This window comes from Mesorhizobium sp. WSM1386 (assembly GCF_055901595.1).
On record NZ_CM148373.1, the window covers coordinates 5816446 to 5828676 of the forward strand.

The window sequence follows — 12231 nt, forward strand, 5'->3', positions numbered from 1 at the left end:
CGGCCGATATCGCTCTTGAAGGCGCGGCTCTGCCTTCCTAATTGTCTCGTGCGGGCCGGGCCCCTCTGACGATCGCTTCTGGTGATTGTGATGTCGGACCGCTTTAACGGGCCCGTTTCCATCCTTTTCGGTCAAAGCGGGCTCATCCTTCTGGTTTGGAGCCCCATATGACATCTTCCCTTCTTGGTTTGGTCTGCCCCTCCTGCCGCGTCGCGCTCACAATGAGCGAACGCCAGGGTATCGAGATCGATTACTGTCCGCAGTGCCGCGGCGTCTGGCTTGATCGAGGCGAACTCGACAAGATCATCGAGCGTTCGGGCAGGGAGGCGTCGCCCGCGCCGCAGCCGGCGCCATTCTCCCAGCCACAACATGGCCGTGACGACGATTACTCCCGCTCGCAGGGCCACCGCTATCCGAAGCGGAAGAAATCGTTCTTCGAAGAATTGTTCGATTGAGGCATGGCGCCGCCCGGTACCGGGCCGTCATTTGCTGAAAATCTCAAAAACCACATCGATAAGGTCCATCCCGATGATTTCGCGCACAAGCCGATTTGCCGCCCTCTTTGCAGGACTGTTCCTGGCGTTCTCCATGGTCGCGATCGATCATGCCGAGGCCCGTCGCGGCGGCAGTTTCGGCAGCCGTGGCATGCGTACGTTCCAATCCGCGCCGCCGACAAGGACCGCACCGGCGCCGACCGCCCCGGTCGAGCGGTCGATGACACCCAACACCGGTGTGAACTCTGCCGCCCGGCAGCCGCAGGCGGGCCTGCAGAGGCCCGGCTTCATGAGCGGCTTCGGTGGAACGATGATGCGCGGCCTGCTGATCGGCGGCCTGATCGGGCTGCTCCTGGGCCAAGGCTTCGGCGGCCTTGCCGGCATGTTCGGCTTCCTGCTGCAGGCCGTGCTTATCGGCGGCGCGATCATGCTGGCCATCAGGTTCTTCCGGTCGCAATCCGCGCGTGGTCCTGCGCTCGCCGGTGCCGGCAATGCCCAGGCTTCGCGGTTTGAGAACCGCGCTACGTCGCCGCAGCAATCGGCAGGCTCTTTCACAATCCCCGGCTTTGGCGGCGGTTCGGGCGGTGGCTCTCTGGCCGGCGGCTCCGATGAGATCACGCTGGCGCAGACCGACCTCGACGCATTCCAGCAGCTGTTGACTGATGTCCAGGAAGCATTCGGGCGCGAAGATCATGCCGCCCTGCGCCGGGCGACGACCCCCGAGATGGTGTCCTATCTATCCGAAGAGTTGGCCGACAATGCCCAGAAAGGTCTCAGGAACGAGGTATCGGACATCACCTTGCTGCAGGCCGACATCGCGGAAAGCTGGCGTGAGGACGACCGCGACTACGCCACGGCCGCATTGCGCTACGAATCTCGTGACGTGATGCGCGAACGGGCCAGCGGCAAGGTCGTCGAGGGCGACGATGACCACCCGACGGAGACGACCGAATTGTGGACATTCATGCGCGAGAACGGCTCGAACTGGAAGCTCTCGGCCATCCAACAGGCCTGAGCCCCGGTCAGTCTTGTCCCAGGCTTCGAGGCGTCGTTGCGAGCGGTTCAGCGCACGATCTTGACGCACATCGGCGTGCCGATCCCGATGGCGCGTCCGGTGTCGGCCAGCATGCCGCTGTCGGCGTCGCGAGCAAAGATCGAGATGCGGTCGCCATTCTGGTTGGCCGAGAACAGATGATCGCCTGACGGCGTCAGCGCCAGGTTGCGCGGCGTGGCACCGCCGCAGGGGACATAGCCGACGAGGCCCAGTGCCCCGGTCTGCTGGTCGACCGCCATGATGACAACGCTGTCATGACCGCGGTTGGAGCCGTAGAGAAAGCGGCCGTCCGGCGAGATCTGGATATCGGCGCAGTGGTTGCTGTCGCGTGCCTCGGCCGGCACCGCCGGCCTGGCGTCGATGATGGAGAGTTTCCCGTTAGCTCCGTCCGGCGCCATCGACACGACGGTCGAATCCAGCTCGTTCATGACGAAGACGAAACGACCGTTCGGATGGAGCGCGAGATGGCGTGGACCGGCGCCCGGCGGCAACGCGGATTCGGCAAGCTTGCTCAGGCTTCCATCCCGTTCGATCCGGTAGGAAACCAGCCGGTCAATGCCGAGGTCGGCGACGATGGCCGTTCCGCCAGCAATGGTCTCGGTGACGCTGTGGGCGTGCGAGCGTTCCTGCCGTGCCGCATTCGGGCCGGTTCCGTTATGCGAGACACTGGCCAGCGGCGGCGTCAACGCGCCATCCTTGTCAAAACCATACACGGCAACAGCGCGATCCGGGCCGCCCTCGCCCATGCCGTAATTGGCGACCAGCAGTTTCGTGCCGTCGCGGGTGATGGTGTTGTGGGCGGTGATGCTGCCCAGGGATGGCTGCTTGTTCAGGTAGGTGAGCGTACCAGAGCCACGATCGAAGCCGTAGGCAGAGACGGTTCCCTCGCGCCAGGTGAAAACCTCCGAATTGGCGTAGATCCGCGTGCCATCCGGCGTCACCGACAGGAAAGTCGGATTGTCGACGTCATTGGTCTCGGCCAGTTTTCTGGTTTCCAGAGTTTTCTCATCAAAGCTGTAGACGCTGAGGCCGACGCCGCGCGCGCCCTGAAAATAGGAGGCTTCCCGGTTCAGGCTGCCGACAAAGACCAGACGGGTGTTGCTCATGATTTCCTCCCCTGCCCGCCAGCGATCGAGCGCCGCGGGACGGCCAAAATTTCGCCTGTTCATGCTTGCAACGCAACCCCATATGTGAAAATACTATTTACAAAAGAAGATTGACGGGAGGAGACGTCGTGCATCCCTGCGCCTCGATGCGTGTTCGAACGATTGCGCGAAGGCTCCTGCGAGACCGCCGGAGCCAGCCATGAACGACTTCGCGCCCACTGTCGGCGTCGCCTCGACGCACCCCAAGAACATGCCAGCCGATCACGCTGCGCTGCCGGTGTGGAATGCCGAGAACTGGTTCTACGAAGATTGGCCCGTCGGCCAGAAAATCCGCTCGCTGCGGCGCACGATGGCGGAAGGCGACAGCCACCTTTTCAACACGCTGGTGCTCGACATCCACCCCTATGTACAGGACCAGATGTTTGCCGAGGACGAAGGCATTTTCGGCAAGCGGCTGATCGCCGGCGCCTTCGTCTTTTCGGCTGGCCTCGGGCTGGTCGCCACCAACTGCGTCAACGCCTTTTCCTATGGCTACGACAAGCTCCGCTTCATAAAGCCTGTCTTCATTGGCGACACGATCTATTCGATCCGCTCCAATCTCGACAAGAAACCCCGCTACAAGGAAATGGGGCTGATCCGCGCCAGCTATGAAGTGTTCAAGGGCGAAGGCGAGCTCGTTTTGTATTGCGAGCACCTGCAGACGGTGAAGTACCGCAACCCTGCCGATTTCGCCGGCAAGACGGAGAAATAACAATGCCGGCTTTGGCCGAATTGCCGCTCGCCGGTCTCGTCGTCGTCGACATGAGCCAGTTCCTGTCCGGACCCTATTGCTCGCTCAGGCTGCTCGATCTCGGCGCCCGCGTCATCAAGATCGAGCGCCCGGATGGCGGCGACCTGTCGCGCCGGCTCTATCTCAGCGACACCGAGATCGGCGGCGATTCCACCATCTTCCACGCCATCAACCGGGCCAAGGAAAGCCTCGCCATCGACCTCAAGAACGAGGCCGACCTGAAGGTGCTGCGCGGGCTGCTGGCCCAGGCCGACGTGCTGATCCAGAATTTTCGGCCGGGCGTCATCGAGCGGCTCGGCTTCGACTACGAAGCCGTCCGCAAGATCAATCCGCGGCTCGTCTACGCCTCGATCAGCGGCTATGGCGAAGAAGGACCGTGGGTCAAGCGGCCCGGCCAGGACCTGCTGGCGCAGTCGCGCTCCGGGGTGATGTGGCTGAACGGCGACGAGGACCAGGGGCCGGTGCCGTTCGGGCTTGCCATCGGCGACATGCTGGCGGGCGCGGCCTGCGCGCAAGGCATCCTGGCGGCACTTGTGCGGCGCGGCATCACCGGTCAAGGCAGCCATATCGAGACCAGCCTTCTGGAAGCGCTGGTCGATTTCCAGTTCGAGGTGCTGACCACGCATCTCAATGACGGCCGCCGCCTGCCGCGCCGCTCCAGCTTCCGCAGCGCGCATGCCTATCTGTCGGCCCCTTATGGCGTCTATCCAGCCAAGGACGGGTACCTCGCCATCGCCATGACGCCGATCCCGAAACTCGCTGATCTCTTGTCGCTCGATGAGCTGGCGCCCTATCGCGACAAACCGGCATCGTGGTTCACCGCGCGTGACGACATCAAGGCGATCATCGCGCAGAGGATCGCCACCAAGACCATCGACGAATGGCTTAATATCCTAGAGCCCGCCGACATCTGGTGCGCCAAGGTGCTGACCTGGCCGGAAATGCTGGCCAGCGAAGGGTTCCAGTCGCTCGACATGCTGCAGACGGTGACGCGCGAAGACGATGTCTCGATCCTCACCACTAGTTCGCCGCTCAGGGTCGATGGCATCAGGGCCAAGGTCGATCGAGCGGCACCGCGCATCGGTGAGCACAGTGCCGCAATCCGCCGGGAGTTCGGCCTGTGACCACGCTCACTCTGGTGCCCACCCTCAGCGGCATGACCTGGAGCCATCCGCGCGGCTACGACCCGATGGTCGCCTGCTCTGCTCTCTGGCAGCAGAAGACCGGTGTCGCCATCGAATGGGACAAGCGCTCGCTCCAGGATTTCGAGTCCTTCCCGGTCGAGGAACTGGCGCGCGCCTATGATTTGATCGTCATCGACCACCCGCATGTCGGCCAGATCACGGCGGAGCGTTGCCTCGCGCCGCTGGATGTCGCCGGCCGTGAGGCCGAGCGCGCCGCGCTAGCCTCGGGCAGCGTCGGCCAATCCTATCCGAGCTACAACTGGCAAGGACGGCAATGGGCATTCCCGATCGATGCGGCCAGCCAAGTTTTGGCCTGGCGACCAGATGCAATGGAGACACCGCCAACGCGCTGGGGTGAGGTGCTCGATCTCGCCCGGCAAGGCCGCGTGCTGCTGCCGCTGCGCCCACCCCATGTGCTGATGGCGTTCTACACGCTGGCCGGCAATCTTGGACATTCCTGCGCGACCGATCCATCCCGCGATCTCATCGGCATCGAGACCGGCAGCGAAGTCTTCGAGGCGATTCGCGAGATCGCGGCACTGGTCGAGCCGGCCTGCTTCGAGATGGATCCGATCGCCGTTTCGGAGCGCATGGCGGAGGCCGGTTCCCGCATCGTCTGCGCGCCGCTGATCTACGGCTACGTTTCTTATGCGGTGGCGGGCTTTCGCGCGCACCGGCTGGCTTTCGCCGACATTCCGGCTATCGGCTCCAACGGCCCGATCGGTTCGGCGCTCGGCGGCACCGGCATAGCGGTCTCGGCCTTTTCCAAAGCCAGGGATGCCGCGATCGACTTCGCCTATTGGATCGCCAGCGGCGATGTCCAGCGCGGTCCCTATGCCGCCGCCGGCGGACAGCCCGGCCATGCCGCCGCCTGGGAGGACCGGACGGTCAACGCGGCGGCCGGCAATTTCTATCGCGATACGCGCGCCACGCTGGAAGGCTCATGGGTGCGGCCGCGCCATGACGGCTACATGGCGTTCCAGCAGGCAGCGTCCGACCGCATCCTTTCCGGCATGAGCTCAGGGCACAAGGCCGCCCAGGTCGTTGCCGATCTCAATCGCCTGTTCCGGGAGAGTGCCCGCGCGCAGGTGTCCGGCGCTGCCGGTGGAGGAGCCTGAACGAAACGAACGGAGGAGATCGAGATGACAAGAATGATAAGCGGCCTTTTGGCCGCAACCGCATTTGTATCCATCACAACAATTGCCTATGCGCAGGATGTGCAAGGCGTCATTGGCGGGCTGCCGACCGAACTCAAGGCGCAGTATGACGGCGCGCCGCAGAAGGTGCTGCCTTCGGCTTGGGACAATTTCACCCCGCCGCCGAAGCCGTGGAAGTGGTGCCACTCGGAATCCTACCAGGGCAATCCCTGGCGGGTCACTGTCACCAAGGAGTTGAAGCGGCTCGTCGACGGGCTGATCGCCGACGGCACGGTGTCGAGCTTAGAGATTTCCGATTCCAACAACGACGCCAGCCAGCAGATCAACCAGATCCGCGCCTTCATTGACAAGAAATGCTCGATCATCACCTCGATTCCGGGCTCCGCCACCGCACTCGACGATGCTATCGACGCAGCCGCCAAGGCCGGCATTCCGTTCATCACCGCCGCTGGCTCGGTGACCAGCCCGAACGCGATCAATGTCGATTCCAACTATGCGCGCTGGGGCTACGACATGATGACGGCGATCGGCAAGGCGCAGCCGGACGGTGCCAGCATCCTGCTCGTCGAAGGCATTGCCGGTCACCCGATCGTGGTCCAGGAACGCCAAGGCGCGGACAAGGCGCTGGCGGAAAATCCGAAGCTGAAGATTTCGCGCACCGTCAACGGCAACTGGACGGCCAACGTCACCAAGACCGTGGTGCTGCAGGCGATCGCCACCAACCCGGCGCAGATCGATGCGGTGTGGACGACCGGCAGCGAAAGCCGCGTCGTTGCCGAGGCCTTCGCCGAAGCCGGCCGCCCGGCGCCATTGATCACGGGTTCGATCACGGGCGACGCGTTGGGTTACTGGAAGGCCAACCCCGACAAATACCGCTTCGAAGGCCATGCGGTGCTGCCGCATTGGACCGCCGAGACGCTGTTTCGCGTCGGCGAGCGCATGCTCGATGGCCAGAAGCCGAAGCTGAACACGCTGCTGATCCCGATCCCGCCGGTCCACAACGCCGACCTCGGCCAATGGTACAAGGACTGCATGACGACCGATGCCGTCTCGATCTTCCCGATACCGCCGAAGGACCCGATGCCGGAGGAATGGCTCGACGCCTATTTCTCGAATCCGGCGCCGACCAAGGGCTGGGATTATTCGAAGGTGCCAGATGCCTGCGCAAAGTGACGCCGGCGACAGGTAAAATTTCAGCGAGCCGGCTCCTTTCGGGGATCCGGCTTGCCAGCTTCGAAACACCGCATGCTTGAGATCACCAACATATCCAAACGCTATGGCGAGACGATCGCGCTCGCCGACGCTTCGATCGCGTTCCGGGCGGGGACCATCCATACCATTCTGGGCGAGAATGGTTCGGGCAAGAGCACGATGGTCAAGCTCCTGTCCGGCATCGTCCAGCCGGACAGTGGCGCCATCCTGCTGCAGGGCAAACCGTTCTATGGTGCCAATCCCTCGGCCTTCCAGGCGCAAGGGTTTGCCACAGTGTTCCAGGAGGTGCTGATCGCGCCCGATCGCAGCGTGGCCGACAACATCCTGCTCGGCCTCGACGGCCTGCTGCGACGCGCCGTGCCTCGCAACGAACGCCGCGACACGGCGGCAGCGACGCTCAAGCGCTTCGCCGTCACCGACGTGCCCCTCGACAGGCCCGCCGGCCTGTTGCCGCTCGCCGCCCAGCAATTGATCGTTCTTGCCCGCGCGATCGTGCGCAATCCAAGAATCCTGATCCTCGACGAAGTCAGCGCGGCGCTCGACTTCGCCGATCGCGAATCCGTCTTTTCGCTGATGCGCGCGCTTGCGGGCGAAGGCTGCCTCATCCTGTTCATCACGCACCGCATGGACGAAGTGATGACGCTTTCGGATCGCATCTCGATCCTACGCGGCGGCAGCGTGGTGCGCACCGAGGAACGTGGTGCCTCGACCCCGGCGGAATTGCTCAAGGCGATGGCGCCACGCACGGCGGCGGAGCTGGCGCATGGTTGATCGCGCCGCTCCAGGCCTGGCCGTCCGCGACCTCGTCATCGCGCAAGGCGCCAGCGCAATAACGCAAACCATCGCTCCGGGCGAGATCGTCGGCCTTGCCGGCCTCGACGGGCACGGTCAGGAGCTGTTCCTCAAGATGCTCGCCGGCCTGGCGCCGCCACTTGGCGGCTCGATCGAGATGGGCGCATCCCGCAAGATCACAGGCTTCCGCAAGGCAGTGGCCAGCGGCGTTGCCTATCTGCCGCGCGACCGGCGTGCGAACGGGATTTTCCCGACGCAGTCCGTGCTCGATAATTTCGCCGTCTCGACAGTGTCGCGCGACACGCGCCTCGGCCTGATCAGTCCGGCTGCGCGCAAGGCCCGCTACGATCTCTACCGCGAAAAGCTGTCGATCGTCGCGCCCCGGCCCGACGCGCCGATCACCACATTGTCGGGCGGCAACCAGCAGAAGGTACTTTTGGCGCGGGCGCTGGCGCTGGAGCCCGCGATCCTGCTTCTCAACGATCCGACGCGCGGCGTCGACGTGGCCACAAGGCATGTTCTCTACGATGTCTTTCGCGGGCTGGCGGCTGACGGCATGGGGCTCGTCATCCTGTCCAGCGAAATCGAGGAGATTCTCCTCCTGTGCCAGCGTGTGCTGGTGTTTCGCGAAAATGAAGTCGCGGCGGAAATTGCCGGCGATGCGCTGACCACGGACAGCGTGATATCAGCCATGTTCGGACGCGCGGCATGAACTTTTTGACGCGCCTCCTTTCGCTTGGGCGAAATGTCGGCTTCGCGGTCGTGCTGCTGGTCGTCCTGCTCGCGGTCAATCTTATCCTCAGCCCGGGGCGGTTCCAGCCGGGGTCGTGGGGCGCGCTGGTCGGACTGGCCGCGCCCTTGATCGGAGCGGCGATTGCGTCGGCCCCGATCATTCTCGCCGGCCGTGGCGGCATCGACATTTCGGTCGGGCCGCTGATGGGCTTCGTCAACGCCACGGTGATCCAGGTGCTTTTCCTGAAAGCCGGCATCTCCTCGCCCCTGCTGCTTGTCCCGGCGGCTTTGCTCATCGGCGCGCTGATCGGCGCGGCGAACGGCTTTCTGGCGACAATCGTGCGCATCCAGCCGATCGTCGCCACGCTCGGCACCTACCTCATCCTCACCGGCATCACGCTGACGATCCTGCCGGCGCCGATCGGTCCCGCGCCGGCCTGGCTCAAGGCGCTGTCCGGTCCGCTGTCGATGCTGCCGCTGGCGGCGATGTTCATCGCCTGGTGGCTGGTGCGGCGCACCCCTTACTACGACCAGTTGATGGCGGTCGGCAGCGATGACCGTGCCGCCTATACCGCCGGTGTGGATGTCACCCGCGTCCGCTTCATCGCCTATGTGATGACCGGCATCTTCGGCGGATGCGCGGGGCTGATGCTGACAGCGCTGATCGGTTCGGCCGATCCCAACATAGGACCGACCTACACGCTGATCGCCATCGCCGCCGTCGCGCTCGGCGGCGTCAGCCTGGCCGGAGGCCGTGGCGGCGTGGCAGGAGCCGCGATCGGCGCGATCGACATCTTCCTGCTGGAGAGCGTGCTGACGACTTTCAACGTCTCGACCTTCGTGCTGCAGATCGCCTATGGCGCCATATTGGTGCTGGCGGTGATGCTGACCGCGCTGCAGGAACGTCTTGCCATGAGGGGGCGCTGACATGGCCGCCAAGCGAAACCTGTTCGCGACGACCAATGCCCGCGTCGTCGGCGCCTTCTGCGTCGCCGCCCTTCTGCATCTTGCCGGCGCAGTCCTCATTCCCGGTTACTCTTCGCCGTTCGCCGTGCGCGCCATGCTGGTGCTCGCTTCGCTGCTTGCCGTCGCCTCGATCGGCCAGACGCTGGTCGTCATCATGGGCGGCATCGACCTGTCCATTCCCTTCGTCATCGGCTTTGCCAATGTCGTGGCCGCACAGCTCTACGGCGACGGCTGGAACTTCTTTCTCGTCTGCGGCCTCGTCGCGGTGCTAGCGCTTCTCATCGGCGGGCTGAACGGACTGGTCTCGCGCAGCCTCGACATCCAGCCGCTCATCGTCACGCTCGGCATCGGCATGGTCGTGCAGGGGCTGGTGCTGTTGTGGACAGCCGGCTTCCCCTCGGGCTCGGCACCGCAAGCGGTTTCCAGCTTCGTGTCGATCGGCGGATCGGCCGGGCCGCTGCCGGTGCCATGGCTGGTGCCCAGCCTCGTCGTGCTGGCAGCGCTCGTCGTGCTGGTGCTCGAACGGACGCCCTACGGGCGCCGGCTCTATGCGCTTGGCAGCAATCCGGGCGCCGCACCGCTGGCGCTGATCGATCCGGTCCGCATGTGGGTCATCACCTACGCGGCGAGCGCCTTCTTCGCCGCCGTGGCCGGCGTGCTGCTGCTCGGTTTCACCGGCTCGGCCTACGGCGATGTCGGCCAGCCCTATTTGTTCCAGACCATCGCCGCGGTCGTCGTCGGTGGCGCGGCCCTGGTCGGCGGGCGTGGCAGCTATCTCGGCACGATCGCCGGCGTGCTGGTGCTGACCGAGATCAACACGCTGCTGATCGGCCTCGGCTTCCAGCCGTCGGCGGTGCAGGCGGCCCTGGGCCTCATCATCGTGCTGCTGGTCTCGCTTTACGGCCGCGAGCGGCACGTCTCGACGACCATCTGACGGGTTGCTAGGCGAGCCGCCAGAGCTTGCGGGCATTCGCGGACAACAGCCTGTCGCGTTCCGAAATGCTGCAGCCTGTAAGCAGTGCATGGGTCGCCCCCACCCAGGTCGAGAGGCCGCCGCCAAGCGTGCAGACCGGCCAGTCGCTGCCCCAGACGACACGGTCCCAGCCGAAGGCAGCGATTGTGTGCTCGACATAGGGGCGCAGCGTTTCGACCGTCCAGCTGCCGGGATCGGCATAGGCGACAACACCGGAAATCTTGGCGATGACGTTCGGACGCCGCGCGATCTCGCTCATATGTTCGCGCCATGGATGCTCGGCTCCGCCCTTGATGTCGGGCACGCCGCAATGGTCGAGGACGAATTGGACATCCGGCGCCAGGTCGGCCAGCGCGATCGCCTTGGGAATCTGGTGCGGCAGCACCACGAGGTCGAAGGTCAGGCCGGTGCCGCCAAGCCGCTTGATGTTGTCCCGGAACAGCGGGCCTTCCGACAGCTCATCCGGCACGACATGGAGGACGCGGCGAAAGCCCTTGACGAAAGGATTCGCCCGCTGGCGTTCGAGATAGGCCGCAAAGCTGGTCTCTTCCGGCCGGCAGGAGGCGATCGCCCCAGTGAGCATGCTGCCTGGTTGCCGCGACAGAACTTCGACGCGGGCGGTCTCGGCCTCGATGTCGGCCGGATCGACATCGACCTCCATATGCAGCACGCGCTCGACGCCGACACTCTGCGCTTCCCCCGCATACTCCCCGTAGGAGAAATCGCGGTCGAGCGCCGGTACGCCGGCAAGCCAGGGATAACGCAGCACCGAGCGATCGATGAGGTGCAGATGGGTGTCGACGATCATGGCGAGGTTCCTCCCTTCGAGTTTTTTCAGATCATCTCACGGAGGAATTCTTCATTCAAATAAGAATTACGCCGATGCACCGACGGCCGATCCGGCCAGGCGTGACAACCTTTCGGCCATGGCCAGCAACAGTTCGATGGTCCTGGTTATGTCGGGCGCGGAGGGCGCGTTGACGACGGTGATGTAAGGAATCGACAGCGCCGCGATCGCCCTGCCGTCGGAACTGCGCACAGGCGCCGAAAGGTTGAAGACGCCGGCGGTCTGCATCGAGGCCATCATCTCGTAGCCGCGGTCGCGAATCTGGTCGAGACGGGTGAAGAACTCGGCCGGCTGCGCCATCTTGTCTGTGCTGCGGACATGTTCGGAGATCATCATCTGGCGTTCTTCCTCCGAGCGGAAAGCCAGCAGCACATGCCCCGAGCCGGTGTCGAACAGGCTGATGTGGGACCCCACCCGGATCGAGATGCCCCAGTAGTTCGGGGCCTCCTGCTGAGCGATCACGACGGCGGAACCGCGATCAAAAACAACGAGTTGGTTGGCCTGTTGCGACGTTTCGGCCAGCTCGCGCATCAGCGGCGTGGCGTAGGAAACCAGCCGTCGCACCGGAGCATGCAACTGCGCGAGGCCAAACAGCTTGAGCGTCAGCGAATAGCGGTCGCCGTCCAGCCGCGTGACATAGCCGCGCCGCACCAGCCGATCCAGCATGCGGTAGAATTCGTTGGGGCTGCGCTCGAGTTTCTTGGCGATTTCGGCTTGCGTCAGGCCGCCGTCGACGCCGGCCAGCAGTTCGAGGATGTCGAGCCCCTTGTCGAGCGCCGGCGCGCGATAGCGCTCGTCCTCGCTGTCATCCATGGCTCATCCCTCCAGTAAAATCGATTCTTCATATACGCAGGAATGCGGTCGAACGGAAACAAATTTCGCCTTGACGTGCCCGTGAATGTTTTGTTTGTATATGAATGTAGC

The 12231-nt window shown here is 64.3% G+C and carries 13 protein-coding genes; 10 read left to right on the forward strand and 3 right to left on the reverse strand.

Annotated elements, in window-relative coordinates; genetic code table 11:
• Positions 1 to 167 precede the first annotated feature (167 nt).
• Together AC0NIH_RS28500 and AC0NIH_RS28505 are read left to right on the forward strand one after the other, a co-directional pair.
• Positions 168 to 455 carry a TFIIB-type zinc ribbon-containing protein gene (locus AC0NIH_RS28500; protein ID WP_352710265.1) on the forward strand — a complete coding sequence of 96 codons (288 nt, stop codon included), beginning with the start codon at positions 168 to 170 and terminating at the stop codon, positions 453 to 455.
• A 73-nt stretch (positions 456 to 528) separates the two neighbouring features.
• Positions 529 to 1509 carry a Tim44 domain-containing protein gene (locus AC0NIH_RS28505; protein ID WP_473464087.1) on the forward strand — a complete coding sequence of 327 codons (981 nt, stop codon included), beginning with the start codon at positions 529 to 531 and terminating at the stop codon, positions 1507 to 1509.
• 47 nt (positions 1510 to 1556) lie between these two features.
• Here the strand turns inward: AC0NIH_RS28505 and AC0NIH_RS28510 are convergent, their stop codons facing one another.
• Positions 1557 to 2654 (reverse strand): lactonase family protein, encoded by a 1098-nt coding sequence (locus AC0NIH_RS28510; protein ID WP_473464083.1) that lies wholly within the window; start codon positions 2652 to 2654, stop codon positions 1557 to 1559.
• Between the two features lie 199 nt (positions 2655 to 2853).
• Between AC0NIH_RS28510 and AC0NIH_RS28515 the strand changes: the two genes are divergently transcribed.
• From AC0NIH_RS28515 to AC0NIH_RS28550, 8 genes are all read left to right on the forward strand, one after another.
• Positions 2854 to 3405, forward strand: a complete 552-nt coding sequence (locus AC0NIH_RS28515; RefSeq protein WP_473464081.1) for a MaoC family dehydratase — start codon at positions 2854 to 2856, stop codon at positions 3403 to 3405.
• Positions 3406 to 3407: 2 nt separating this feature from the next.
• Complete coding sequence (locus AC0NIH_RS28520; RefSeq protein ID WP_473464078.1) at positions 3408 to 4568, forward strand: CaiB/BaiF CoA transferase family protein; 1161 nt, start codon at positions 3408 to 3410, stop codon at positions 4566 to 4568.
• 32 nt (positions 4569 to 4600) lie between these two features.
• On the forward strand, positions 4601 to 5746 hold the full coding sequence (locus AC0NIH_RS28525) for an extracellular solute-binding protein (protein ID WP_473464385.1): 1146 nt from the start codon (positions 4601 to 4603) through the stop codon (positions 5744 to 5746).
• A gap of 24 nt (positions 5747 to 5770) precedes the next feature.
• Positions 5771 to 6958, forward strand: a complete 1188-nt coding sequence (locus AC0NIH_RS28530) for an ABC transporter substrate-binding protein (protein WP_473464076.1) — start codon at positions 5771 to 5773, stop codon at positions 6956 to 6958.
• A 72-nt stretch (positions 6959 to 7030) separates the two neighbouring features.
• Positions 7031 to 7768 (forward strand): ATP-binding cassette domain-containing protein, encoded by a 738-nt coding sequence (locus AC0NIH_RS28535; protein WP_473464073.1) that lies wholly within the window; start codon positions 7031 to 7033, stop codon positions 7766 to 7768.
• Positions 7761 to 8501, forward strand: coding sequence for an ATP-binding cassette domain-containing protein (locus tag AC0NIH_RS28540; RefSeq protein WP_473464071.1), 741 nt, complete (start codon positions 7761 to 7763; stop codon positions 8499 to 8501). Before AC0NIH_RS28535 ends, AC0NIH_RS28540 begins: the two co-directional genes overlap by 8 nt.
• Positions 8498 to 9448 (forward strand): ABC transporter permease, encoded by a 951-nt coding sequence (locus tag AC0NIH_RS28545; protein ID WP_473464068.1) that lies wholly within the window; start codon positions 8498 to 8500, stop codon positions 9446 to 9448. Before AC0NIH_RS28540 ends, AC0NIH_RS28545 begins: the two co-directional genes overlap by 4 nt.
• A gap of 1 nt (position 9449) precedes the next feature.
• The gene (locus AC0NIH_RS28550) at positions 9450 to 10421 is read left to right on the forward strand and encodes an ABC transporter permease (RefSeq protein WP_473464065.1); all 972 of its coding nucleotides are present in this window, start codon (positions 9450 to 9452) and stop codon (positions 10419 to 10421) included.
• A 7-nt stretch (positions 10422 to 10428) separates the two neighbouring features.
• Here AC0NIH_RS28550 and AC0NIH_RS28555 read toward each other — a convergent pair whose 3' ends face one another.
• On the reverse strand, positions 10429 to 11268 hold the full coding sequence (locus AC0NIH_RS28555; RefSeq protein ID WP_473464063.1) for an amidohydrolase family protein: 840 nt from the start codon (positions 11266 to 11268) through the stop codon (positions 10429 to 10431).
• A 66-nt stretch (positions 11269 to 11334) separates the two neighbouring features.
• Complete coding sequence (locus AC0NIH_RS28560) at positions 11335 to 12120, reverse strand: IclR family transcriptional regulator (protein WP_224729337.1); 786 nt, start codon at positions 12118 to 12120, stop codon at positions 11335 to 11337.
• Between the last annotated feature and the right edge of the window lie 111 nt (positions 12121 to 12231).

Excerpts from the sequence above, each read along its gene's own strand:
- AC0NIH_RS28555 (WP_473464063.1), bottom strand. The coding sequence starts at position 11,268 with ATGATCGTCGACACCCATCTGCACCTCATCGATCGCTCGGTGCTGCGT.
- AC0NIH_RS28525 (WP_473464385.1), top strand. The coding sequence starts at position 4,601 with ATGACCTGGAGCCATCCGCGCGGCTACGACCCGATGGTCGCCTGCTCT.
- AC0NIH_RS28530 (WP_473464076.1), top strand. The coding sequence starts at position 5,771 with ATGACAAGAATGATAAGCGGCCTTTTGGCCGCAACCGCATTTGTATCC.
- AC0NIH_RS28510 (WP_473464083.1), bottom strand. The coding sequence starts at position 2,654 with ATGAGCAACACCCGTCTGGTCTTTGTCGGCAGCCTGAACCGGGAAGCC.
- AC0NIH_RS28500 (WP_352710265.1), top strand. The coding sequence starts at position 168 with ATGACATCTTCCCTTCTTGGTTTGGTCTGCCCCTCCTGCCGCGTCGCG.
- AC0NIH_RS28545 (WP_473464068.1), top strand. The coding sequence starts at position 8,498 with ATGAACTTTTTGACGCGCCTCCTTTCGCTTGGGCGAAATGTCGGCTTC.
- AC0NIH_RS28520 (WP_473464078.1), top strand. The coding sequence starts at position 3,408 with ATGCCGGCTTTGGCCGAATTGCCGCTCGCCGGTCTCGTCGTCGTCGAC.
- AC0NIH_RS28505 (WP_473464087.1), top strand. The coding sequence starts at position 529 with ATGATTTCGCGCACAAGCCGATTTGCCGCCCTCTTTGCAGGACTGTTC.
- AC0NIH_RS28515 (WP_473464081.1), top strand. The coding sequence starts at position 2,854 with ATGAACGACTTCGCGCCCACTGTCGGCGTCGCCTCGACGCACCCCAAG.
- AC0NIH_RS28550 (WP_473464065.1), top strand. The coding sequence starts at position 9,450 with ATGGCCGCCAAGCGAAACCTGTTCGCGACGACCAATGCCCGCGTCGTC.
- AC0NIH_RS28535 (WP_473464073.1), top strand. The coding sequence starts at position 7,031 with ATGCTTGAGATCACCAACATATCCAAACGCTATGGCGAGACGATCGCG.
- AC0NIH_RS28560 (WP_224729337.1), bottom strand. The coding sequence starts at position 12,120 with ATGGATGACAGCGAGGACGAGCGCTATCGCGCGCCGGCGCTCGACAAG.
- AC0NIH_RS28540 (WP_473464071.1), top strand. The coding sequence starts at position 7,761 with ATGGTTGATCGCGCCGCTCCAGGCCTGGCCGTCCGCGACCTCGTCATC.